Genomic DNA, 25,145 nt, shown 5'->3' on the forward strand with positions numbered 1-25,145 from the left:
ACGGTTCGCGGCCGCGTCGTAACGGCTAAGACGACCGCTTTACTTCACAGCCAGCCGCTCGGCCCAACCCGCGCGGCGCACCACCCATTTTTCCAGTTCAGCGCCGAAGAATACCAGCAGACCGGCCCCGAGGACTTCCAGCCATTCGCGCCCGTTCAGCGCAGACGAGCCGAACGTCGTCTGCATGAACGGCACATACGTGTAGAACAACTGGAGTACCAGGCACGCCGCGATGGTGATCAGCGCGACACGATTGCCGAACAACCCCTGCCAACTGAGCGAGGTCGCAAAGATCGAGCGGCTGCTGATCAGATAGAACATCTCGGCCATCACAAGCGCATTCACCGCCATCGTACGCGCCGCTTCCACGCTCGCGCCGTTGCGCCATTCCAGATAGAACAGCCCGAAGGTGCCGATCATCATCAGTATCGAGACGAGCGTCACGCGCCAGATGAAGAACCACGAGAGCAGCGACGCGCCGGGAGGCCGAGGCGTGCGCTCCATGATGCCCGGTTCGGCACGCTCGAACGCCAGCGCGATGCCCAGCGTGCTCGACGTCACCATGTTGATCCACAACACTTGCGCGGGGGTGAGCGCGACCACACCTAGGGAGAGCATGACCCCGGCAATCACCACCAGCGCTTCGCCGCCGTTCGTGGGCAGCATGAACAGGATGAACTTCTTCAGGTTGTCGTAGACGCCGCGTCCCTGCCGGACGGCCTTGGCGATGCTGGCGAAGTTGTCGTCCGTCAGCACGATATCGGCCGCTTCCTTGGCGGCTTCGGTGCCCTTGAACCCCATCGCGACGCCGACGTCGGCGCGCTTGAGCGCCGGGGCGTCGTTCACACCGTCGCCGGTCATGGCGACCACCTGGCCGTCGTCCTGCAAAGCTTGCACGAGGCGCAGCTTGTGTTCGGGGCTGGCTCGGGCGAAGACGTCGATGTCGAGCGCAACGCGTCGCAGCTCGGCGTCGTCCATGAGCGCGACTTCGGCGCCGGTCACGGCGGGCTTGCCGATCCCGATCCCGATGTCGAGTTGTGCGCCGATGGCCTTGGCGGTTTCCGCATGATCGCCGGTGATCATCTTCACGCGAATGCCTGCACGATGGCACTCGGCGACGGCCGCAATGGCTTCGGGGCGGGGCGGGTCGATGATCCCGACGAGCGCCAGCAGGGTGAAGCCGCCTTCCACGTCACTGAATTCCAGTCGCTCACCGGCGGGCTTCGCCTGCTTGTACGCGAGACCGAGGACCCGCAGGCCCTGTGCCGCGGTGTCGGTCACCATGCGTCGCCAGTAGTCGATGTCGACGGGGGCACCCGGCTGGCCCCCGGGCTCGACGATCTGCGTGCGGCACATCTCGAAGATGCGCTCGGGCGCGCCTTTGACGAAGATCCACGGGGTGCTGGGGGCATCGCTGGCGTCTGCGCTTTCCGTCTTATCGAGGTGATAAGTCGCCATGAACCGGTGCTGCGACTCGAACGGAATTGCGTCCAGCCGGGGCCATTGGGCTTGCAATGTATCGCGCGCGAGGCCCGCCTTCGCACCGAGCACGAGCAGCGCGCCTTCTGTCGGATCGCCTTCGATACGCCAGTGGCCTTCAGCGTCCTGCAACAGACGGGCGTCGTTGCAAAGCTCGCCCGCGCGCGCCGTCAACGCCAGTTCGGGATGCCCGTGCAGATCGACATCGGCGCCATCGAGCGAAAAGCGGCCTTCGGGCACATAGCCTGCGCCGCTCACGTCGTACACATGACCGGCTGCGACAACACGCTGGACTGTCATCTCGTTGCGGGTCAGCGTGCCGGTCTTGTCCGAACAGATGACGGTGACCGAGCCGAGCGTTTCGACCGCAGGCAGGCGTCGCACAATCGCTTTCTCGCGGGCCATGCGCTGCACGCCACGGGCCAGAATCACCGTCATGATGGCGGGTAGCCCTTCGGGAATGGCCGACGCGACGAGCGCTACCACGACGAGGAACATCTCACCGGCCGGTTCACCGCGCCACAGCCAGCCGAGGAGGAACGTCAGCACGGCCACGACCGCGATAGCGCCCGCCAGCCCATGACCGAAGCGGTCGATCTGCCGCAGCAAGGGGGTGGTGCCGCTGTCGACATCGGTCAGCAGATGGTTGATGCGACCGAGCTCCGTGTGCGCGCCGGTCGCCACGACGATGCCGGTCGCCTGGCCATAGACCACGACCGTGCCCGCATAGGCCATGCACCAGCGGTCGCCGAGGGCAGCGTCTTCCTTGGCGGTCGTCAGTTCCTTCTGCACCGGCTCCGATTCGCCGGTCAGCGCCGCTTCGTCGACGCGCAACTCACGCGAGGCGATCAGGCGCAAGTCGGCAGGCACACGGTCGCCGGAGGCGAGCACCACAACGTCGCCGGGCACCAGCGTGGTGGCGTCGATCTCGCGGCGCGTGCCACCGCGCATGACCGTGGCGTGTGGCGCAAGCATGCCGCGAATGGCCGCGAGCGCCGATTCGGCCTTGCCTTCCTGAAGGAACCCGATGAGCGCATTGACGACGACCGCCGCCATCAGCACCGCTGTGTCGAGCCAATGGCCGAGCAGCGCGGTGATGACGGCCGCGCCCATCATGGCGTAGAGCAAAACGTTGTGGAACTGGGACAGCAGACGCATGAGCGGGCCGCGCCGGGCGGGCTCGGCCAGCCGGTTGGGGCCGTATCGGGTGAGGCGGGACTGGGCTTCGGTGTCGGATAGCCCGTCGGGGCCCGTCTGAAGTTCTAGCTGGGTTTTTTCGACGGGAAACGTGTGCCACGGGCGTGACTGGGGGGCGTTGTCGTCGCGGTGCATCATGGGCCCTCGGAGCGGCGATAGCCGCGAACAGGCTCACGGCATAGCGCGTGGATCGACGAGACGATGGTGACTCCCGGGCAGCATAGCGTAAGTTAGGTCTCCGAGGGAAGGACCGAGGTCCGTGCGGCGTCGCGCTACAATGCCCCGCAGTCCGTGCGCCTTCGGCGCGGATTTCGCGCATTCACTTCACGAATTGGAGAGGTTATGAGGCTGGCATGCTGAGGCATCCCGAGGGAGGATTTCTCGTTCGTTGGAGCGCCTTGCTGATGGTGACGCTCGGGGCCGTCGGTCTCGCCGCCTGCACCACGCGCCCGTTTCAACCCTCGCCACCGCTCTACAAACTCTGGGCAAAGCGGGGCGTCGACGAGCAGGGCGTGCGCAACGCCATGCTGGCGTGCGGCTTCCCCAATTCGGCATACGTCGACCGCAAGGACATGACCCTCAACGACTTCGCCAAGGGCGAGTTGTGCATGATCGATCACGGATTCCAGTATCAGGACCGGCGGATCATTTGCACCGACTTCCCGGACTTGCCCGCCTGCGCCAACGTGCCGCGAGGCAAGACGTTCGGCTCGGATCCGGATTTCGGTCCGGCCGCGAACAAGTCCCGCTAGGTCAGCGGGCCGACGCTGGCACCTTTGCCCCTGTCGTCTCTGTCGTCTCCGTTGCCCCGTTCGTCTGTATTGGGTGGGGGCTGGTGTCCTGCGCGAGTGATTCGTCCGACCAGCCACCGCCGAGGTCGCCGATGAGCGACGTGGCCGCCAGCAAGCGCGACTCCTGCACCGTCAGAGCGTTTTGCCGCGTGTTGAGCTGTGTCGTTTGCGCGGTGACGACCGTCGTGTAGTCCACCGTTCCGGCCTGATATTCGTTCATGGCAATGCGCGCGCCGTCGGTCGAATCGCGCACGGCGGCGTCCAGCGCCTGCGCCTGCTGTTCCAGAATCCGCAGCGACGACAGATCGTTCTCCACGCCCTGCAATGCCGTGAGCACCGTGCCGCGATAGTTGGCGACGGCGGCGTCGTAGGCGGCCCGGGCGGCATCGACTTTGGCGCTGCGCGCGCCGCCGTCGAAGATCGTCTCCGATGCACTCGCGCCGAGCGACCACACGTAGTTGGCGATCTTGAAGAGTCCTGCGACGGGCGCGGCGGAGAAGCCGTCCGTGAGCGAGAGTGTGATATTCGGGTAGTAAGCCGCGATGGCCACGCCAATGGCGGCATTCTCGGCAGCCATCTGTCGCTCTGCCACCGCGATATCCGGACGCCGCTGCAGCAGCGTCGACGGCAATCCGATCGGCACGTCCGGCAATGTCGGGAGCGCTGTGCTGTGCGGGATTGTCAGCGATTCCGGGTTGCGTCCGACCAGCACGGCAATGGCGTGCGCATACTGGGCGCGCGAAACGCCCAATGCAATCAGGCTGGCCCGGGCGTTCTCCAACTGCGTGCGTGCCGTGATGACGTCAGAGGGCGGCACTGTGCCCGCTCGATCCTGATCGGCCACCACGCGCAGGTATTCGGTATAGGCAGCCACCGTTTGTGTCAGCAGGTCGATGTTGGCGTCGGTGATGCGCAAGTCGATGACGGCGTTCGCAAGTGCGATCTGCTCGGACAGCGTCGCGTTCGCCAGCGTCGCCTGACTGGCCTGCGCCGTCGCGCTGCTTTGTTCGACGGTTCGCCGCACCTGCCCCCAGATGTCCGGTGCCCAACTGACGCTGCCTTCCGCCGATGCCGAGTTCACGATGTTCGCGCCACTGCGCGACGCCAGCGCTGCCGTGGTACTCGCGCCGCCGCTGCTGCCGCGCGAGCGGCTGGCCGAGCCGTCGATGCCGAGCGTCGGGAACAGGCCTGCGCGTGCCTGACGCACCTCGGCGAGCGCCTGCTGATAATTGGCGTAGCTCTGGCGCACTGTCTGGTTCGAGACCTGCACCTGAGGCTCCAACTCGTCGAGCAGCGGGTCGTGGAACGCCTTCCACCATTCCCCTTTGGGGCCTTCGGCGTCAGGGCGCGCCTGTGTCCAGCCGTCCAGTTCCGTGAAATGGGTGGGCATGTCGACGAGGGGCCGCTGATAGTCGGGGCCGACGGCGCAGCCGCCCAGCAGGACAAGGCTAGCGAGGCAGGCGAGCGTCAGCCGATGCATCGGGCGTGGGGACATTCGGTGAGAATTTCTGGTGGGCGTCATGATCGAACCTCCGGGCCGGAATCGCGATGCCAGGGAAGGCGCGTGGACCAGCGCGCCAGCCGGGCGCGCAGGCGGTCGAGATACAGATAGATGACCGGGGTGGTGTACAGCGTGAAGACCTGACTCAGCAGCAGACCGCCCATCACCGTCACGCCGAGGGGCTGGCGCAGCGACGCCCCCTGACCGAGGGCGATGGCAAGCGGCACCGCGCCGAGCACGGCAGCGAACGTCGTCATCATGATCGGACGCAGACGCACGACGGCCGCCTCGTGAATCGCCTGCTTGGCGGGCATGTTCTGGTTGCGCTGCAACTGGATCGCCACGTCGACCATCATGATGCCGTTCTTCTTCACGATGCCGATCAGCAGAATCATCCCGATCAGTGCGATGACGGAGAACGGTGTGCCGAAGATGAGCAGCGCGAGCGTCGCGCCAATGCCTGCCGACGGCAGTGTCGAGAGGATGGTGAGCGGATGGATCGTGTTCTCGTAGAGCACGCCGAGCACAATGTAGACGACGCCGAGCGCGGCGAGGATCAGTAGCGGAACCGTGCCGACTGACTGCGAGAACGCCTGCGCTGCGCCTGCGAACGCGCCGTGCACGGACGCGGGCATGCCGATCGCACGTGCAGCGTCGTCGATGGCGACCTGCGCCTCACTCAGCGACCCGCCCGCCGGAAGGTTGAACGAGATCGTGGCCGCCACCATGCCGCCCTGATGGTTGACCTGCGTGGCGGTGTGACGCGCCGAGAAGCTGGCGAGCGCACTCAGCGGCACCATGGTTTCCGAGGCGGTGCTGTCTGCACTGCCGCTCGAATTCCCGCCCCGGCTGTTCGAAATGGCGTTGTTCTGCTGGTTGGCCACGGCGTTCGCGTTCAGGGCATTGGTCCCTGATACCACCGCCTTCACGGTCGTGCCGCTCACCGTCTTGCCTGACATCTGCGTCTGGCCGGTGCCGCTGGCGTTGCCCGCCGCCGTACTCAGATAGATCTGATCGAGCGACGTCGGGTATTGCCAATACTGCGGTGCGACTTCCATCACCACGAAGTACTGGTTGATCGGGTTGTAGATCGTAGAGACGGTGCGTTGCCCGAAGGCGTCGTACAGCACGTTGTCGATCTGATTCGGTTGCAGATTGAATCGCGAGGCCATCTGACGATGTATATCGACGTACATCTGCAAACCGTTCTGCTGAAGATCGGTGTTGACGTCGAGTACATTCTGGCGATGCTTGCCCAGTTCCGTCACAAGCTTCGGCACCCAGGTATAGAGCGCCTGAGCGTCGTCGCTCGTCAACGTGTACTGGTATTCGGCGGCCGATTGACGTCCGCCAATGCGCAAATCCTGCTGGGCCTGAAGGAATAGTCGTGCGCCCGATACGGCATTGAGCTTGGGACGCAGGCGGTTCACTACGGCGTCCGCCGTCAGGTGGCGTTCCGCCAGCGGTTTCAACTGGACGAAGACGGTCGCCGAGTTGAGCGAGCGTCCGCCAGTGAAGCCCGCGACCGATGCGACCGCAGGATCCGTCTGCACGATGGTTTGCAACTGTTCCAGCTTCTTGCGCATGGCCGGGAACGAAATGCTCTGATCCGCCATGATCTGACCGATCAGAATGCCCGTGTCCTGCTCGGGGAAGAACGTCGCGGGCAGCAGGCGGAACAGGAACAGATTGCCGACGAGCAGGCCCAGCATCACCAGACCGACAAGCCCTGCATGGTCGAGTACAGCGGCGAGGGAGCGCGCATAGGCATCGCGGAACCGGTCGAACTGACGGCCGATCCACTGCGACCAGCGGGCTTCGGACGTAGCCGATTCCCGCGTGAGCACATAGGCGCACAACGTCGGCGTGACGGTGAGCGAGATCACCATCGATATCAGAATAGCGATGGACAACGTGACCGCAAACTCATGGAATAGCAGGCCGACGATGCCGGGCATGAGCAGAATCGGCAGGAATACGGCGATCAGCGACAGGCTCATCGACAACACGGTGAAACCGACTTCGCCTGCGCCAAGCAGGGCGGCTTCCTTCGGCGGCACGCCCAGTTCCAGATGGCGCACGATGTTCTCCATCACGACGACCGCGTCGTCCACGACGAAGCCGGTGCCGATGGTGAGCGCCATGAGCGACAGGTTGTCCAGGCTGTAGCCCAGCAGGTACATCGGGCCGAACGTGCCGATGATCGAGAGCGGCAGTACCACGGCGGGGATCAGCGTCGAATTGGCCGAGCGCAGGAACACGAACACCACACCGATGACCAGCAGCACCGCGAGAATCAGGGTGCGTTCGGTGTCCTTGAGCGACGCTTCGACTGACACGGAACGGTCCAGCGCGACGCCCACCTTGATGTCATGCGGCAGCGTGGCTTCCACGAGCGGCAGGATCTGGCGAATCTGCGTGACCGTCTTGACCACATTGCTGCCGGGCGACGGATAGACGATGACCAGCACGGCGGGCTTGTTGTTGAACAGCCCGGCGTTGCGGATGTTCTCGTTGCTGTCGCGCACGAGGGCGACGTCGTGCAGCAACACAGGCGCGCCGTTGCGATACGCGACGACCAGGTCCTTGTAGCCGTCGGCCTTGCTGATCTGGTCGTTGGAGGTGACTTCGAAACGCTGGTCGCCCTGATCCAGATGGCCCTTGGCGCTGTTGGCGTTGGCGGCGGAGAGGGCGGCCCGCACGTCTTCCAGTCCGATTCCGTAACTATTGAGCTTGCCCGGCTCCAGTTCAACCCGCACCGAGGGCAGTGCACCGCCGCCGACCGTGATCTGGCCCACGCCATCGACCTGCGACAACTGCTGCAGGATGATCGAGTCGGCCGAATCGTAGAGCTGCGCCGTGGTGAGCGTGGCGGAGGTCAGTGCGATCACCATCACCGGCGTATCGGCCGGATTGAACTTGCGGTAGCTGGGGTTACTGCGCAGCGTGCTCGGCAGGTCGGCCCGAGCAGCCTGAATGGCGGCTTCGACGTCGCGTGCCGCGCCCTCAATATCGCGTTTCAAGCCGAAGACGACCGGAATCGACACGGAGCCGACGGTGCTCGTCGACGTGAGTTCGGTGACGTCGGCGATCACCCCCAGCCGTCGCTCCAGCGGTGCGGCCACCGTCGCCGCCATCACCTCGGGGCTCGCCCCCGCCATGCTCGCTTGCACCGCGATCACCGGGAAGGCGACGTTGGGCAAGGGCGCGACTGGCAGGCGCAGATACGCGAGCAGCCCCGAAATCAGCACGGCGACCGCTAAGAGAGTAGTCGCGACGGGCCTTTTGATGAAGAGCGCCGAGAGGTTCACGGCGGGCCTCCCGGTCCGTCGTCCGGCGGTGTGCCCGGTTGACTGTCTTTCGCCCGGCGTTCGCGTCGCGCGGCACGGCGCTCACGGACTCGGGCGGCAAGGCGGTCGAAGTACAGATAGATGACGGGCGTGGTGAACAGCGTGAGCAACTGGCTCAGCGCCAGACCGCCGATGATCGCCAGCCCCAGCGGCCGCCGCAATTCCGACCCCGTGCCCGAGCCGAGCAACATCGGCAACGCGCCGAGCATGGCGGCAAGCGTCGTCATCAGAATCGGCCGGAAACGCAGCAGCGACGCCTCGAAGATGGCCTCACGCGGCGGCTTGTTATGCGTGCGTTCGGCGTCCAGCGCGAAGTCCACCATCATGATGGCGTTCTTCTTGACGATCCCGATCAGCAGCACGATGCCGATGATGCCGATCACATCGAGATCGCTGCCCGTGAGCATCAGCGCGAGCAGCGCGCCGATCCCTGCCGACGGCAGCGTCGACAGAATGGTGACGGGATGGATGAAGCTCTCGTACAGCACGCCAAGCACGATGTAGACGGCGACCAGTGCGGCCACGAGCAGGTAAACCTCGCTGGAGAGCGAATCTTCGAACGCCTGCGCCGCGCCCTGGAACGACGAGGCAATCGACGGCGGCAGATGCACTGCCTGCTGCGCGCTGCGGATCTCCTTGACGGCGCTCGACAGCGAGGCGTCCGGCGCGAGATTGAACGACACCGTGACCGCCGGGAATTGCTGGAGGTGGCTGATCGCGAGCGGGGTGCGAACAATTTTGAGCGACGCGATGGCCGAGAGCGGTACCTGACCGCTCGAACTCGTCTGGCTCGGCAGATAGATCGTGCCGAGCGACTGGATCGAATTGATCGATTCGGGCTTCGCCACGAGGATCACGCGGTACTGTGCCGACTGCTCGAAGATCGTCGACACAATGCGCTGGCCGAGGGCGTCGTACAACGCATTGTCGATGGTCGCAGGCGTAATGCCGTAGCGGGCCGCGAGTTGGCGGTTCACTTCCACCTGAATCGACAGACCGCTTGTATCGAGGTCGCTCGCCACGTCTGTGATCGAGGAAATCTGTTTCATCCGGGCGATCAGCGGCGGGACGTATTGCGCGAGCGTCGCCTGATCGGGGCCGCGCATCACAAACTTGTATTGGTTAGGCGAGACGGTGGTGTCGAGCGTCAGATCCTGCGCCGGTTGCACATAAAGCCGGATGCCTGGCACCTTCGCCGTGGCTTGTTGCAGCCGACGTCCGATCTCGACGGCGCTATCGGAACGGTCGTCACGTGCCTTCAGGTTGATGAGGAACCGGCCGTTGTTGAGCGTGGTGTTGATCCCGTCGATGCCGACGTAGGAAGTGATGGACGTCACGTCCGGATCTTGCAGCACGACGTCGGCCAGCGCGGCCTGTCGCTTGACCATCGCGGCGTAGGAGACCGAGTTGTCCGCCACCGTGATGCCTTGCAGCACCCCGACGTCCTGCACGGGGAAAAGCCCCTTCGGGATCGCGACGTACAGCACGACGGTCAGCGCCACCGTGACGAGCGCGACCATCAGCGTCAGGAACTGATGGTCGAGCACCCATTTCAGTCCGCGCTCGTAGGCGGCCAGCGTCTTGTCGAACACTCGCTCGCTCAAGCGCTCGAAGCGACTCGGATGGCGTGCTTCCTGTGCCCGGAGAATGCGCGCGCACAACATCGGTACCACGGTGAGCGACACGATGGCCGATATCACGATGGTCACGGCGAGCGTCACCGCGAATTCGCCGAACAGTCGTCCGATCACGCCGCCCATGAACAACAGCGGAATCAGCACTGCGATCAGCGAGATCGTCAGCGACATGATCGTGAAGCCGATCTGCCCCGCGCCCGCCAGTGCGGCTTCCAGCGGTGCCATGCCCGCTTCGAGATAGCGTACGACGTTCTCGATCATGACGATGGAGTCGTCGACGACGAAGCCCGTGGCGATGATGAGCGCCATGAGCGAGAGATTGTCGATCGAGTAACCCAGCTCGTACATGACCGCGAGTGTGGCGATCAGCGAGACGGGTACCGAAATGCTCGGGATGATGGTGGCCGGGACGTTGCGCAGGAAGACGAAGATCACGGCCACCACGAGCACCACGGCGAGCACGAGTTCGAACGCGGCGTCGCTGACCGATGCGCGGATCACGCCCGTGCTGTCGGAGACGATGCTGACGTTCATACCGGCGGGCAGGGTGGCTTCCAATTGCGGCAGCGCCCGCTTGATCTGATCCACGGTGGCGATGACGTTCGCCCCCGGTTGGCGTTGCACGTTCAGCACGATGGCCGGGGTCTTGTTCATCCACGCACCGCGTTCGACGTCCTGCGCGGCCTTGGCGACGTGCGCGACGTCGCGCAGATAGACGGGGTTGCCGTTCTGATAGGCAATGACCGTGTCCAGATAGTCTTGCGGATCGGTAATCTGGTCGTTGGCGTCGAGCGTGTAATCGAGTTCGGGGCCGTCGAAGTTGCCCTTCGGCTGGCTGACGTTGACGTTCGCGAGCAGCGTGCGCAGGTCGTCCAGATTCAGGCCGTACGCCGCGAGCTTCTGCGGATCGGCTTCCACGCGCACCGCAGGCACGTTGCCGCCCGCGAGCGTCACGAAGCCGACGCCCGCCACCTGCGAGATTTTCGCGGCGAGCCGGTTGTTGGCGGCGTCCTGCAACTGCGTGAGCGACAGCGTGGACGACGTAACGGCCAGCGTGATGATCGGCTGGTCGGCGGGGTTGACCTTGGCATAGGTCGGCGGTGCAGGCAGCCCGCTCGGCAGCAGGCTGTTCGCGGCGTTGATCGCCTGTTGCACGTTCTGCTGGGCGACGTCCAGATTGAGCGCCAGATCGAATTGCAGCGTGATGACGGATGATCCTTCCGCGCTGTACGAGATCATCTGTTGCAGGCCGGGAATCTGGCCGAGCTGCACTTCGAGCGGCGCGGTGACGGTCGTCGCCATCACCGACGGGCTGGCGCCCGGGTAGAACGTTTGCACCTGGATGGTCGGGTAGTCGACGCTCGGGAGCGACGACACCGGCAATACCCGCACCGCCACGAGGCCGATCAGCACGAGCGCGATCATCAGCAGCCAGGTCGCGACCGGGCGCAGGATGAAGATTCGCGAAAAATTCATGGGCGGGCGTTTGTCGACGTGGAATCAGACCGGGGCACCCGGATCATTGGGCGGACGGGCTCGATGCCGCCGATGCCCCCGAAGCGTTCGCGCCGCGATGGCCGCCATGACGCTCGGTGGCCGGTCCCGTCGTCCCCGTTGGTACTGCCGCGCTCGCGCCGCTCGCCGTCGAGGGAAGGGCGATGTGGGCACCGTCGCTGAGCCGGTCCATACCGTCCGTAACCACCGTTTCGTCGACTTTCAGGCCCGCGGTAATGACCGTGTGTTTGCCGTCGCTCGGCCCGATTGTGACCTTGCGCAGCGACGCGGTATTTTGCGGCGTGACCACGTAGACGAAATCGCCCGGTGCGCCGCTCTGGACGGCGGGTGTCGGCACCAGCACGGCGTGCTGCATCGTGTCGACGAGCAGCTTCACGTTGACGAATTCCTGCGGGAACAGTACTTCGTCGTCGTTTGCAAAACGTGCGCGCAGCGTGACCGTGCCGGTCGCCGTCGCCATCTGGTTACTCACGGCGTAGAGCGTGCCGGTCGCGAGTTGCTCCCGGTTGTCGCTGGAATACGCGGTGACCGCCAGCGGCTCGCCGGTGCGGTAGCGCTTCATGACGGCGGGCAGGGCGTTTTGAGCGACGGTGAACTCGACTGTCGTCGGCTTGATGCTGGTAATGACGGCGATGCCTGTCGTGCTCGTCGCGGTGACGTAGTTGCCCGGGTCGACGAGGCGCAGACCGACACGCCCCGATACTGGCGCCGTGATGCGGCAGTACGTCAGATCGAGTTCGAATTGCTTGATGTTGGCCAGATCGGCTTTCACTGCGGCTTCGTCCTGCGCGACGGTGAACTGCTGGTCGACGAACGTCTGTTCTGCAATCGACTTCTGCTCGTGGAGCTGGGTGTAACGGGCCAGATCGGCCTTCGCCTGCGCGAGGGCTGCGCGGTCCTTGGCTAGTTGCGCCTGCGCCTGTTCCTTGCTGATTTCGTACTGACGGGGGTCGATCTGGGCGAGGAACTGGCCCTGTTTGACGTCCTGCCCCTCCTGATAGCCGACCTGCGTGAGGTAGCCGCTCAACTGCGGCAACACCGTCACCGTGGCTTCGGGTGTGACCGTGCCGAGCGAGGTGATCGTGACCGGCATCTCGCCGTATGCGACCTTGGCGACAGAGACGATTTGCGGCTGCGCGCCGCGCTTGGTCGCCGGGCGGTGCAGCAGATGCCATGCGACCCATGCCACCAGCACAAGGATGACAATGCCGATCCAGAGCGCCGTGCGACGTCGCTTCGGGGGTTTCGTTTCCTGGGGTGACGCCGTTGTGTTCGACGTATTTTCCATCTTCGCCTCTCCGCCCGGCGAGCATGCCGGGAAGCTCCCCGGCCCACCGGGAAGACTACGCTTAGCAGTCTAGCTAGGGGCATGCCGGTTTTGGCGATGCGAACGGACACCCGACGTTACGGCGTGTTACCTGCGGCTGTTTGAAATGGGAGGGCGGCGTCGGGTCGAAAACCCTCGTGAAAGCCTGTCGGGACAAGGAAGTCGCGCTGGAATGGTGTGAGCGAGAAGGGGCTCGGGAGGCAGGGGGACGGTCGTCGTCCCCCTGTTACATCGTGTTACTGCGGGGCTTGCCGGTAAGGGGTCGGAAGCCTTTCCACGCCGGGAAGGCGGTTCAGACCGGCTGACGGGGCGACGTACGGCGCGGTGCGAGTCGCTTGACGATGCGGCCGAAGGCTCGGACCTGCTGGGCAACGACGCCCAGACCGTAGCGGCGCGAACGTCCTGCCGGGGCGGGCAACTGGTCGCGAATGCCGGTCGGCTCCACGGTGCGTTCCCAGGATGCCGTGCGGAACAACATATCCCACCACGGGAAGAGCACACCGAAGTTGCAGCCATAGCGCGTGCCTTCGTGTCCGTAGCCAATGGCGTGATGGCGACGATGGAACGTCGGGCTCACGATCAGGCGTTCGAGCACCGGGCCATACGGCAGGCGGGCGTTGACGTGCTGCACGCTTTGCAGGAAGTTGCCCACGGCCACCAGCACGACGTACTGCGCAGGCTGCACGCCGATGAACAGGGCGATGGCGGCGAAGAACGCAGCCTGCACGATGTCGTCGAGGAAGTGATTGCGGTCGTCCGACCACAGCGACATCTGTTGCTGGCTGTGATGCACGGCATGCAGCTCCCACCACACGCCGAAGCGATGCTGCCAGCGGTGATACCAATAGCCAGCGAAGTCGAGCACCGTCAGATACAGCAGGAACGAGACAATCGGCTGGTCGGTCACGCCGGGGACGAGGCCGTCCAGATCGACGCTGGGCAGCCCGTGAATCACCATCTGGCTCTGCAAGTTGTTGAAGAACGGCTGCAACACCACGAAGAACAACAGATTCAGAATGCCGAGCTTGGCGATCCACGTGTAGATGACGTCCGCCCGCACCTGCTTGCGGTCTTGCCACTGCTCGAGCGGACGCAGCGCTTCGAGCGGGCGCAACAGCAGGTACGTCAGGCCAACCTGCAATACGCCGATGATCACCAGATAAAGGGCGTCGTAGATATCGTCGTCGTAGCCCATCAGGTTGAAGTGGAACAGCAGCGGCTGCACCACGTCCACGTAGACGAGCGTCTGGACGGCGGAAATGCCGCTATCGACGAAGTTGAGGGCTTCCTGAATCATCTATCGGCCTTGTTAGTCCGGATTCGGCGAGAGAACCGGGGCGCGGTCGGCAAAATAGATGCCGTGCGGCGAACGGTTCACTGCAATCTTGTCGACCAGTTGACGTGTGGTCAGGTCGATCACGCCAACGTGGCGGGCAAATCGGAACGTTACCCAAAGATAGCGTTTATCTGCGGACAATTCCATATCGTCCGGTCCCGGCATCAGACCGGTGATATCGGCCACCTTGGTCAGCGACTCGTAATCGAGAATGCTGATGGTGCTTTCCACACGGTTGCTGACAGCGATATGGCGCCCGTCGGACAACGAGCGGAAGTTGTGTGCGCCACGGCCTGTCTGGATGCGCTTGACGACCTTCTGCGCGCGCCAGTCGACCACAGCCACGTCGTCCTCGCCCGTCATGCCGACGAGCAGATACTTGTCGCCGGGCGTCATCCACAGGCCCGCCGGGGTCTTGCCGACCGGCATGCGCCATTTCACCGTTTGCGTCGCCAGGTCGATGGCGGCCAGCTCGTTCGAGTCCTGAAGCGTGACGAACACCGTCTTGCTGTCGGACGAGAACGTCATGTGGCTGGGGGTCTTGGCCAGCGGAATGCGCTTGGCGACCGTGACGTTTTCACCGTCGTAGTGATACAGATCGACACGATCCAGACGCAATGCCGCCGTCACGAACCACTTGTGGTCGGGCGAGAAGCCGAGCTGGTAGGGATCGTCGATGTCCGCGACCTGACGCTGGAACTTGCCGGTGTTCGGGTCGAGGAACATCAGGCTGTTCGAGACCGAATTGGCGACAATCAGCGAGCGCTTGTCGGGCGTAATCATCAGGTGATGCGGCTCTTTGCCCGTGGGCATCGTGCCAATGACCTTGTGTGACGCCTGATCGATGAGGGAAAGCTGCGCGGCGCCCGAGTCGAGCACGATGACCGTGCCGGCGTGGGCGGACGAGAACGTCAGCGGGAGTGCGGCGGCAGCCAGCAGGGAGAGCGTCGCGACGCTGGCGCGGCCGGCCAGCCGGGAAAGCTTGGAGCGCTTGGAAGAAAACACCATGAATGCCTAGGGTGGGGCGAAAAACGGTGACGTTCGCCGGTAAGCTTAACGTCGATTCTCACGTTAAACGCGCCAGACACCCCGTCCGTTGACAAGAAAATGGGACGAATTCGCGGTGACGTTCGATGGCATCAGGCGGCCTGATCAGGCTTCGTCGGGCGCACCGGTCGCAGGACCGTCCCACTGCGCCAGCAGGGCCAGCGCCTCGTGGGTCCAGTCGAGCCATCCTTGTTCATAGCGCACGCCCAGTTGCAGGATGTGACGTTGCAAGGCGGTTTCGCGTGTCAGCGGTGCTTCTGCCGGGAAGTCGCGTGCTTCGATGGCCTGATAGGCGGCCAGTTTCTGCGCGTGAAGCGCCGCGCTCCGCGTTAGTTCAGGCTGGAGGCCGAGAGCGCCAACGGCGGCATCGGCGCGCAATCGGACCATGAGGTCGTCGCGCAGGTCCGACGGCTCGGTTGGCGTGGCGGCCCAGGCGAGGAGTTCGTCGCGTCCGCCGTCGAGCACCCGATAGACGCGTTTGCGCGTGCGTCCGCCGTCTGGAGCGGCCGTCGACGCGATCCACCCGGCGGTCTCCATGCGCGCCAGTTCGCGATAGATCTGCTGGTGCGTGGCGTGCCAGAAGAAGCCGATGGACTTGTCGAAGCGGCGGGCAAGGTCGTACCCCGAGGAGGATTTCTCCAGCAGCGAGGTCATCAGGGCGTGGGCGAGCGGCATGCCCGGTAGTCTAGGCACTCTAATCGCACTATGCAACTGGTTGCATAGTCGTCGGGACGCGCTAGAATCGCCATCAAACTATGCAACCGGTTGCATAACCGGTCATCTACGTGGTCATCCCCCAATCCCACAAGACCCACGGCCCGCTATCTCAGGGCCGGACGACGAGAGAGACAACCATGAGCGCGACAAGCGGCTACCCCCACCTGATGCAGCCCCTGGATCTGGGCTTTACGACGTTGCGCAACCGCGTGCTGATGGGTTCGATGCATGTGGGACTGGAAGAAGCGCGCAACGGCTTTGCCCGGATGGCCGAGTTCTACGCCGAGCGCGCCCGTGGCGGCGTGGCGCTGATGGTGACGGGCGGTATCGCGCCGAACGAGGCGGGCCGTCCGTACGCGGGGGGCGCCAAGCTCAGCACGGAAGATGAAGCGGACAAGCATCGTGTCGTGACCGACGCCGTTCACGCCGCTGGCGGCAAGATCGCCATGCAGATCCTGCATTTCGGCCGCTACGCCTACCATCCCGATCTCGTCGCCCCGAGCGCCTTGCAGGCCCCCATCACACCGGCCAAACCGCGCGAGCTGACGAGCGACGAGGTCGAGGCGACCATCGACGACTTCGTGCACTGCGCGGCACTTGCACAGCGCGCGGGCTACGACGGCGTCGAGATCATGGGCTCCGAGGGGTATCTGATCAACGAGTTCATCGCCGCCCGGACCAACCATCGCACCGACGAATGGGGCGGCAGCTATGAGAATCGCATGCGCTTTCCGGTGGAGATCGTTCGCCGTGTGCGCGAGCGCGTCGGGCGCGAATTCATCATCATCTACCGTCTGTCGATGCTCGATCTGGTCGAGGGCGGCTCCACGTTTGACGAAGTCGTCCGGCTCGCCCGCGCGATCGAGGCCGCCGGTGCGACGCTGATCAACACGGGCATCGGCTGGCACGAAGCCCGTATCCCGACGATTGCCACAAGCGTGCCGCGCGCCGCCTTCGCGTGGGTGACGGGCAAGCTCAAGGGCCACGTGGGCATTCCGCTTATCACGACCAACCGCATCAACATGCCGGATGTGGCCGAACGGATTCTGGCGGACGGCGAGGCCGACATGGTTTCGATGGCGCGCCCGCTGCTGGCCGATCCCGAATTCGTCAACAAGGCGGCCGCAGACCGTGCGGAGACGATCAACACGTGTATCGGCTGTAATCAGGCGTGTCTCGACCACACGTTCAGCGGCAAGATCACCTCGTGTCTGGTCAACCCGCGTGCTTGCCACGAGACCGAGTTGCGCATCGAGCCGACCGGGCGTCGACGCCGCGTGGCGGTCGTTGGCGCGGGGCCTGCGGGGTTGGCGGCGGCTACGGTGGCCGCGCGACGCGGACACGACGTCACGCTCATCGAAGCCGACGCGGAGATCGGTGGCCAGTTCAATATGGCCAAGCGCATTCCCGGCAAGGAAGAGTTCTTCGAGACGCTGCGTTACTTCCGGCACGAGCTGGACGCCAGCGGCGTCAGCGTCCAACTGAACACCCGCGCGACGGTGGATTCGCTTAGCAGTGGCGGCTATGACGACGTGGTGCTCGCGACCGGCGTTTTGCCGCGTACGCCGGACATCGAAGGCGTCGATCATCCGAAGGTGCTGCGCTATATCGATGTGCTTCGCGGGGGTGCCAAGGTCGGCCGAACCGTCGCGGTACTCGGTGCGGGCGGTATCGGATTCGACGTGGCCGAATTCCTCACGCAAGCGGGCGAGAGCGCCACGCTGGTGCCCGAGAAGTTCTACGCCGAGTGGGGCATCGATCCGTCATACGCCCATGCGGGTGGTCTGCGTCCTCCCGTTCCCGAGACCTCGCCGCGCAAAGTCTTCCTGATGCAGCGCAAGACCTCGAAGGTCGGTGACGGTCTGGGGAAAACCACCGGCTGGATTCACCGCACGTCGCTTAAACATCGCGGCGTGGAAATGATCCCGGGCGTGACTTATCGGCGTATCGACGACGAGGGGCTTCACGTCACCATTGACGATGCACCGCATGTGCTGCCCGTTGATAACGTAGTTTTGTGCACGGGACAGGAACCGCTGCGGGAATTGGCTGAAGGCTTGCAGGCGGCGGGTGTGCGTGTGCATGTCATCGGCGGGGCCGATGTGGCGGCGGAACTCGACGCAAAGCGCGCCATCAAGCAAGGCACGGAGCTGGCGATCGACCTATAAGTTTAGGGAGCTACACGGGGCGCGGCATACCGGTGTGCGACAATGGCGCCTCGTGATTCCTGCCTTCCGAAGGCGGTTTTTGCGATGCCAAGCGTGTGTGCCAAGTGCCGGGCACGACGTTTCCGAGGCACGCCCCGGATTGCCACCATCACGGGGCATCCGTCGCGGCCTCAGTGGGACTCCGTACCGTGTGGCCGACGGTGTCATCGTCGATGAAGCGCAAGTTACTTTCGGCCATTTCGCTCACGGGCCGTCTCCGGTTACAGAATCTCGCCATCGTCTGCGCCGTTGTCATGCTTTGCAGCGGATTGCTGTGCCTGGCGTGGGGAACGTACCGGCGGGCCAGCGATGCAGCGCTCGCGCTCGACGCCTTGCGCGCGACGTTGCTGGCGATGGAGAAGGCGTCCGCCGAGCGCGGGCCGGCCAATGCCGTTCTGGGCGCCGACCTCCCGCTGCCAGCATCGTCTGTCACCGCTTTGCGCAACGCGCGCGAAGCGACCAACGAACGACTGGAAGAGCTGCTTTCGGCGCTGTCTTCGGACGACTGCAATCAATGTGCGAGCGGTCTGCGTGCCGTCGAACGGGCGCGGCTCGATCTCGCTGCGGCCAGCGCGAACGTCGATCTGTTGGTGCAACGCCCGCGCGAAATGCGCAGCGACGCCTCGGTACGCGATGCGGTCGATCGCATGGTTCGCGTCATCGCCGACTTCACGCCTGTGGCGTCGTCGCGCATCGATGTCGTGTCGCGCGGCGCACCAGGCGCACTGCATTACGTCATCCTCGCGCGTCTTGCGGCCGATCTCCGGGAGTACGCCGGACAACTCGGATCGCACTTCACCGCCGCACTCACCACCCGACAGACTCTGACCGAAGCCGATCAGCGTGCCATCGAGCGCACGCTTGGCCGTATCGACCAGTTGCGCGACATGATCGCAGCGCGCGTCAATCAACCGCCGGAGCTGGGCCCCGAATCACTGAACGCCCTGAACGCCCAATATTTCGGGACGGGGTTGCATTACGTGGCGACGGTTCGCACGCTGGCCGCGCAGCCGAAGCCGCCCGTGCTCACAACGGCCGAGTTCGCCCGTCAGTATGTGCCGACGATGCGCGCCATCACGGACCTGCGCGATAGCATGTTGCAGCTCGCGCAACGCGAGGTCGAGTTGCAGCGCGAGCGTGCGTTGCGATGGCTGATTCTGACGTCGTTGGCGGAAGCGGTACTGGTGTTCGTCATCATCGTGGCGATGCGCAACTTCCGGCGCACCGTGGTGCTGCCGTTTGAGTCCGCTACCCGTTACGTCGACGATCTCGCACAAGGTAATCTCGATGCAACGGTGCCGGTCGACGGCGTTCCGATGAAGCGCGCACAGGTGCGCGCCGTGTTCGACGCGTTGCGCGTGTTGCGGCTCAACGCCGTCGAACTGGTGCAGTTGCGCCGTGAGCGTGCGCGACTGGTCGGCGAGCTGGAGATGAGTTCGGATACCGATCCGCTCACGCGTCTGATGAACTGGCGCGCCTTCGAGCGTCAGGCGCAGGCGCTGTGTGCGATGCGCGCGCCCGGCCACATTGCGCTGATCAAGTTCGATATCGACAACTTCACGCAACTCAATGCCACGTGGGGCCACAGCGTGGGCGACGACGTGCTGCGCCGTGTAGGTGCCGTCTGTCTGAATACGTGCCAACCGGGGGACGTCGTGGCGCGCCTCGGTGCGGATGCGTTCGTGATTCTGGCGCGCGTGCTCGACGAGTCGCGCGCCCGGCAGTTCGCGGAATTGCTGCGCGGACGCATCGAAGCCACGACGCTTGCCTTGCCGAACGGGGAAAAGCTGACGCTGACCGCCAGTTTCGGCATTGCGATGGCGGATCCCGCCACCTTCGACGTCACCGGCGCGCGCACTGGCGCACCCGCGAGCGTGTCAGTTTTGCTGAGTCAGGCAGAACGCCAACTGCACGCGGCGCGTCAGGCGAAGCGGCACGCCATCGACTGACGGCACGGCACGCGGCAGGGCGAGCGGCGATCACCGCGCACCCTGTCACAGACGGCTACGTCCACTGCGGCGTTGCCGTTCCCAAGGCCAGCGCAGGCAATGCCCAGTCGACGGGCGTACCCGCCACCGACATCGGCGTGGCGACACGTCGGACCGGCCCCCACGAGGTGTCCTCGATGCGCGGTGACAGATCGTCTGTCGTCTCGGCGGCCAACGGTGGCGGTGCGTTCTCCGGCGTACGGTGCGTCACAAGCAAGCTGGCCGTTCTGGCCAGTGAAGCCTTCACCGTACTTCCTACTCCCTGCGTTTGACGAAGCGCCAGCGCATGCACGGCCGCCGCCGCCATCAGGTACCCGTTCGCGTAATCGATGCCTTGCCCGGGCAACGGCACCGGACGTTCGGCACCGGCAGCACGCATCCCTGCGTCGGCAATGCCTGCGCTCATCTGCAGCAGACTGTCGAAGCCGCGTCGTGTGGACCACGGGCCTTGCCACCCGTACGCGTCGAGCGAAACGTCGATCAACATCGGATTGAGTTCACGACGACGCGCTGCACCGAGTCCGAGGCGTTCCAATGCGTCGGGACGATAGCCGTGAACGACGATGTCGGCGTCGCGCAGCAATTTTTCAAGTGCTTCGCGTCCATCGGCGTGCTTCAGATCGAGCCGTGCGCAGCGTTTGCCAAGCACGACTTCCGGCACCGTGCCGGGCTCGTCCCAGCCCGGCGGGTCGATGCGTAGCACCTGTGCACCGAAGCCCGCAAGGAAACGTGTGGCCGTCGGCCCTGCAAGGATGCGCGTCAGATCCAGCACGCGAATGCCGCTCAGCGGCCGTTCACGCATGGGCTGCCATGTGTTGCGTCGCGTGTTGCTGGCGCTTCCGATGTCGAACGTCTCCCAATGCAGCAACGGTTCTTTTGCGACGGCCATTCCTTGCGGATGCTCACGCCACTGTGCGAGCGAACGCATGGCGGCAGCGCAACCGCCTTGCGCCACGACGGCCGCTTCGAGCGCGTCGGCCTGCCACGTCGAGACGATCCGCGCGACGGCGTCTCTGTCGGCTTCGACACCCAGAACCGACAGTGCGGCCGCACGATGATGCGGGGCATTGGTGTGCAGACGAATCCATCCGTCGGCCGTCCGGTAGTCGCCAGCAATCGGATCCCACATCGGCGCTGACGACCAACCCTGTGCGCGCAACGACGTCTGAAACCAGAACGACGCCAGCCGCCGGTCGACATTGACGTGCGGTGCAACGGCGTGCGCGCTCAGGCCATAGTCGCCCGCCGCTCCTGTGGTCAGACCGGCTACGGCGAGTGTCGCGGTAGCGATCGACGCTGTCGCGAAGTCGGTGTACGGAAATGTGCAAGGCAATGCACCGGTGCCACTCAGCGTGAGCTCGGCCGCCGCATGCTTGCCGCCGTCGACGGCGTGGCGCATTTCGCGCAGGTAGGACGCGACGACACCAGTGTCTTCCGCCAATGGAAGTGCGCGATGGGACGTCGGGGACGTCGCAGGGGAAGTCTCTGAAACAGGGGAACGCATGGGGAGTCCTCGAACGATTCGATACGTGGCATCGCAATGAGTCGCGATGCAAGACTGCCGGCGCATTGAAGCTTAAGCCGATGGATTTTATTGTCAATATTGATTAACTTAATCAATCTGTTGGTCATCCACCGGCTTCGACGATGCAATACTTCACTGCAAAACAAGCGGCCGAGCATCTCGGTGTGTCGCTCCAAACCCTCTACGCGTACGTCAGTCGTGGCCTGCTGCATGCAGAGCCTGGCAAGACGCATCGTGACCGTCGCTATCGCGTATCGGACGTGGAGCGCCTGGCGACGCAGCGCACCCGCGGACGCAAGCCGAAGGAGGTCGTCAAGGCCGCGCTCGACTGGGGCATGCCGGTGCTGGAGTCTTCCATCACGTTGATCGAAGACGGACGGTGCTATTACCGGGGACGCGACGCGTTGCAGATGGCGCAGACGGCCAGCGTCGAAGCCACGGCGGCGTGGCTGTGGCAATGCGACGAAGCGTCCGCATTCGGCGACGACGCAACCGCCTCAATCAGACACCTCGCCGACGACTGGCCTGTGATGCTGCTCGAACGGTATCGCGACCGCCGTGCCGAAGATGCGCTATTGCCCGCATTCACCGTTGCGAGCGACGACGCGTCGACCGCGATCTGGCAACGCGATCCCGTGCGTGTGGCGCAGGGCAGTGCCGCGTTGCTGCGTACGATGACGGCTTGCCTGCTGGGCACATTGCCGAGCCACACCCCGATCCACGAACAATGCGCTGCCGCATGGGGCGTGAAAGACGCTGAGGGTGCCGATCTCATCCGCATGGCGCTGGTGTTGTGCGCGGACCATGAGTTGAACGCATCGAGCTTCACGGCTCGCTGCGTGGCATCGACCGGCGCGAGCTTGCGCGCGGCAATCGTCGCGGGGCTGTCCGCGCTGACCGGCGGCCGTCACGGTGGCACCACCGCACGCAATGAAGCGATGTGGGACGAAGTCGGTGAGATCGATCCCGCGGCGCGCATGCGAGAGCGGCTCGCGAGGGGAGAGAAGTTACCCGGCTTCGGCCACCATCTCTATCCGGCGGGGGATGTGCGGGCGAGTGCGATGCTCGCGCGGGTATTGCCTGCACACCCCGCATGGCTAACGATGATCGACTCGGCAGACGCACTCATCGGCCAACGCCCGTCGCTCGATTTCGCCCTTGTGGCGGTGCGCCGTCACCTTGGATTGCCGGTCGGGGCCGCGTTCGGTCTCTTCGCCCTAGGACGCACCATCGGCTGGATCGCGCACGCCAGAGAGCAACGTGAGAGCACGCAACTGATTCGGCCGCGTGCCGCCTATGTCGGCGCGCGACCAGAACCGTCGCCTGCAGCCTAAGCGCCCGAACGTCGTCCGAACACCGCCCGGTCACCGGCCCAGACGAGCGCCATCGTCGCGCCCATCAGCGGGAAGACGCAGCCGAGCGCCACCATACCGGCGGTCCACCCGCGCATCGGCGGACGCGTCTGCGGACGGGACGGCGCACCCAGCGCCCGTGCCGGACGGCGCATCCACCACATGATCGCGCCCGTCATCGCCATGGCAAACAGTCCCATTGAAATCGCCGCGCACAACCATTGATTGGCCGCGCCGAAGTACCGGCCCATGTGCAGCGCGGTGCCGTAAGAAACCGCCTGTGCGACGGCACCGTAAGCGTTGTAATCGATGTCGCGAAGTACCTTGCCGCTGTACTGATCGATGTGAATCGTGCGCTCGGCCTTCGGGTCGGCAGGGAAGTACGACACGGTGTAGACGCCATCCGGGCGCTTAGGGACGACGAGGCTATAGCCGCTTTGCACACCCAGACGCGAGGCAATGGCCATCACGTCGTCGACGGGCAGCGCGCCTTCTGCGCGCAACGCGGCGGGCGACAGGCCTGCGTCACCCGAGGCGCTGTGTCCGTTGTGGGCTGCATGTTCGTCGGCCGCTCCCTTCGTGTCATGCGCGGCATGGTTCATGCCCGGCATGTTCGCCATCCCGGTCATCCCCGGCATTCCGGCCATTCCATCCGCACTTGCAGGCGGCGTCGACTGCGGCACCTGCGTGTTGCCCACCGCCCACGGAATCTGGGCGATCGGCAGGTCGTCCATCTTCATGGGCTTGACCGGTACCTGCGAGCGCACCGGTGCTTCACCCCAGACACCGGGCGGCGAGCCCATGCCGATCTTCGATGTCAGCACCTTGAACTGTGCCCCCCACGAGCCGGACCACGGCAGCCCCGACAGCACGAACGCCAGGCCACCCGCGGCGAGCCACAAGCCCGCGACGCCGTGCAGATTGCGCAGCAGCGGACGCCCGCGCAACTGCAAGCGCGGACGCAGCGCATTCGCCCACGTCGCGCCCGCACGCGGCCACCAGAGCGCGAGTCCGGTCATGAGCATGACGAGTGTCCAGCACCCGGCCAGTTCCATAAGCAATTCGCCGGGCTTGCCCAGCATGAGCGAGCGATGCAACGCACGCGCCTGCGCCATCAGCCGGTGTTCGACGCTGAGTGTGCCGAGCACTGCGCCCGTGTACGGATTCAGATAGACGCTCTCACGCTCGCCACCGGGCAGACGGAAGATGAACTCGGCGCTGCGCGTCGGATCGCGATTGACTTCGATGGAGCTGACTTTCGCGCCTGCGGGTAGCGCCGCCGCCGCGCGTTCCATCAGCGTCTGCTCGGCCAGACGCGGCTCGGTGGACGCCGCGACGATCAGCCGGTCCTGATAGAGCCACGATTCGATCTGCGGCTGGAAGACGTAAATCGTGCCGGTGATGGCGAGCACCATGAGCCAGGGCATCACGAAGAGTCCGGCGTAGAAGTGCCAGCGCCAGAGGGTGCGGTATTGACCGGCGGCGGCCGTCGATTGCGCTTCACGGGTGTGAGGCGTCTGGGAGTACGGCGGATGAGAGGTCTGCATGTTGCGACGATTCCGTCTCGTGTCGCCACTGCATGGCAGCGGCGCGCGCATGCCGCTGGCGCAAGCGTCAGGCAGGCATTGGGCGCGAATGAGGAGCGACGCCGTCACCGGGCGTGGCGAGGCATCGGGCTGAACGCGAGATCAGGAAACGGCAGGCGGGGCACGCGCAGGCGGCGTGTAAGCAAGTTGGATGTTCGACGGGACGGCGTCCGTGACCGGACCGGCGCGTGCGATCCATGCGAACGAGATCGCACCGGCGAGTGCGGGCATGACGAGCGGCGGATGATTGGCGAGCAGCGAACAGTAGCCGCAAAGGTCGCCCTGATTCTCATGCGCGGCATGTGACATGCCCGAGCCGTGCGTCGCGTCGCCGTCGTGCCCGTGAGTCGTGGCTGCCACAAGCATGGCGGACGAAGCATGCGTGGCACCGTCGACGGTGCAGAACGCGGCGTCCAGCACACGCGCCTGTCCGGCGCGATGCGCCGCGAGTCCCTGACTGACGATCGGCATGCAAATCGCCAGCCACATGGCGGCGAGGCCGAGCCATGCAGTGAGACGTTTGCGGGAGGACGATGTCATGCGTCAGTGGGCCGTAGATTGCGGTGGGCTGGGGCGTTAAAGCCGAAATG

Annotated in this window: 15 protein-coding genes; 4 read left to right on the forward strand and 11 right to left on the reverse strand. The window is 64.8% G+C overall.

Translation table 11 applies throughout. The annotated features are described in order from the left end of the window. Positions 1-39: 39 nt before the first annotated feature. Positions 40-2,814: a cation-transporting P-type ATPase gene (locus ACIQWO_RS04485; RefSeq protein WP_402819685.1), complete on the reverse strand. Its 2,775-nt coding sequence runs from the start codon at positions 2,812-2,814 to the stop codon at positions 40-42. A 215-nt stretch (positions 2,815-3,029) separates the two neighbouring features. Here ACIQWO_RS04485 and ACIQWO_RS04490 point away from each other — a divergent pair, with 215 nt between their 5' ends. After that, entirely contained in the window at positions 3,030-3,428 is a 399-nt protein-coding gene (locus ACIQWO_RS04490) for a hypothetical protein (RefSeq protein WP_402819688.1), read from the forward strand. Position 3,429: 1 nt separating this feature from the next. Here the strand turns inward: ACIQWO_RS04490 and ACIQWO_RS04495 are convergent, their stop codons facing one another. From ACIQWO_RS04495 to ACIQWO_RS04525, 7 genes are all read right to left on the reverse strand, one after another. Continuing rightward, on the reverse strand, positions 3,430-4,962 hold the full coding sequence (locus ACIQWO_RS04495; protein ID WP_402819691.1) for an efflux transporter outer membrane subunit: 1,533 nt from the start codon (positions 4,960-4,962) through the stop codon (positions 3,430-3,432). 23 nt (positions 4,963-4,985) lie between these two features. Continuing rightward, a complete protein-coding gene (locus ACIQWO_RS04500; RefSeq protein WP_402819694.1) occupies positions 4,986-8,279 on the reverse strand; it encodes an efflux RND transporter permease subunit in 3,294 nt (1,097 codons plus the stop codon). Beyond that, a complete protein-coding gene (locus ACIQWO_RS04505) occupies positions 8,276-11,431 on the reverse strand; it encodes an efflux RND transporter permease subunit (RefSeq protein ID WP_402819697.1) in 3,156 nt (1,051 codons plus the stop codon). Before ACIQWO_RS04505 ends, ACIQWO_RS04500 begins: the two co-directional genes overlap by 4 nt. 43 nt (positions 11,432-11,474) lie before the next feature. Then, entirely contained in the window at positions 11,475-12,758 is a 1,284-nt protein-coding gene (locus tag ACIQWO_RS04510) for an efflux RND transporter periplasmic adaptor subunit (protein ID WP_402819700.1), read from the reverse strand. Between the two features lie 331 nt (positions 12,759-13,089). Continuing rightward, positions 13,090-14,094: a sterol desaturase family protein gene (locus ACIQWO_RS04515; RefSeq protein WP_402819703.1), complete on the reverse strand. Its 1,005-nt coding sequence runs from the start codon at positions 14,092-14,094 to the stop codon at positions 13,090-13,092. Between the two features lie 12 nt (positions 14,095-14,106). Further along, positions 14,107-15,141: a beta-propeller fold lactonase family protein gene (locus ACIQWO_RS04520; protein WP_402819706.1), complete on the reverse strand. Its 1,035-nt coding sequence runs from the start codon at positions 15,139-15,141 to the stop codon at positions 14,107-14,109. A gap of 144 nt (positions 15,142-15,285) precedes the next feature. Continuing rightward, positions 15,286-15,855: a PadR family transcriptional regulator gene (locus tag ACIQWO_RS04525; protein WP_402819709.1), complete on the reverse strand. Its 570-nt coding sequence runs from the start codon at positions 15,853-15,855 to the stop codon at positions 15,286-15,288. 179 nt (positions 15,856-16,034) lie between these two features. On the opposite strand from ACIQWO_RS04525, the gene ACIQWO_RS04530 reads away from it, so the two are divergent. Both ACIQWO_RS04530 and ACIQWO_RS04535 read left to right on the forward strand, forming a co-directional pair. Continuing rightward, positions 16,035-18,065, forward strand: a complete 2,031-nt coding sequence (locus tag ACIQWO_RS04530) for an NADPH-dependent 2,4-dienoyl-CoA reductase (RefSeq protein ID WP_402819712.1) — start codon at positions 16,035-16,037, stop codon at positions 18,063-18,065. Positions 18,066-18,277: 212 nt separating this feature from the next. Then, positions 18,278-20,053 carry a diguanylate cyclase domain-containing protein gene (locus ACIQWO_RS04535; RefSeq protein WP_402819715.1) on the forward strand — a complete coding sequence of 592 codons (1,776 nt, stop codon included), beginning with the start codon at positions 18,278-18,280 and terminating at the stop codon, positions 20,051-20,053. A gap of 55 nt (positions 20,054-20,108) precedes the next feature. Here the strand turns inward: ACIQWO_RS04535 and ACIQWO_RS04540 are convergent, their stop codons facing one another. Continuing rightward, positions 20,109-21,491 (reverse strand): CoA transferase, encoded by a 1,383-nt coding sequence (locus tag ACIQWO_RS04540; RefSeq protein WP_402821818.1) that lies wholly within the window; start codon positions 21,489-21,491, stop codon positions 20,109-20,111. A 248-nt stretch (positions 21,492-21,739) separates the two neighbouring features. Here ACIQWO_RS04540 and ACIQWO_RS04545 point away from each other — a divergent pair, with 248 nt between their 5' ends. Beyond that, positions 21,740-22,951 carry a citrate synthase family protein gene (locus ACIQWO_RS04545; protein ID WP_402819718.1) on the forward strand — a complete coding sequence of 404 codons (1,212 nt, stop codon included), beginning with the start codon at positions 21,740-21,742 and terminating at the stop codon, positions 22,949-22,951. Here ACIQWO_RS04545 and ACIQWO_RS04550 read toward each other — a convergent pair. Together ACIQWO_RS04550 and ACIQWO_RS04555 are read right to left on the reverse strand one after the other, a co-directional pair. Next, positions 22,948-24,516 (reverse strand): PepSY-associated TM helix domain-containing protein, encoded by a 1,569-nt coding sequence (locus ACIQWO_RS04550; protein WP_402819720.1) that lies wholly within the window; start codon positions 24,514-24,516, stop codon positions 22,948-22,950. The two genes, ACIQWO_RS04545 and ACIQWO_RS04550, sit on opposite strands and share 4 nt — an antisense overlap. A gap of 141 nt (positions 24,517-24,657) precedes the next feature. Beyond that, on the reverse strand, positions 24,658-25,095 hold the full coding sequence (locus tag ACIQWO_RS04555; protein WP_402819723.1) for a DUF2946 domain-containing protein: 438 nt from the start codon (positions 25,093-25,095) through the stop codon (positions 24,658-24,660). Positions 25,096-25,145 lie beyond the last annotated feature (50 nt).

It is taken from the genome of Pandoraea sp. NPDC090278 (assembly GCF_044772185.1).
Classification (GTDB): domain Bacteria; phylum Pseudomonadota; class Gammaproteobacteria; order Burkholderiales; family Burkholderiaceae; genus Pandoraea.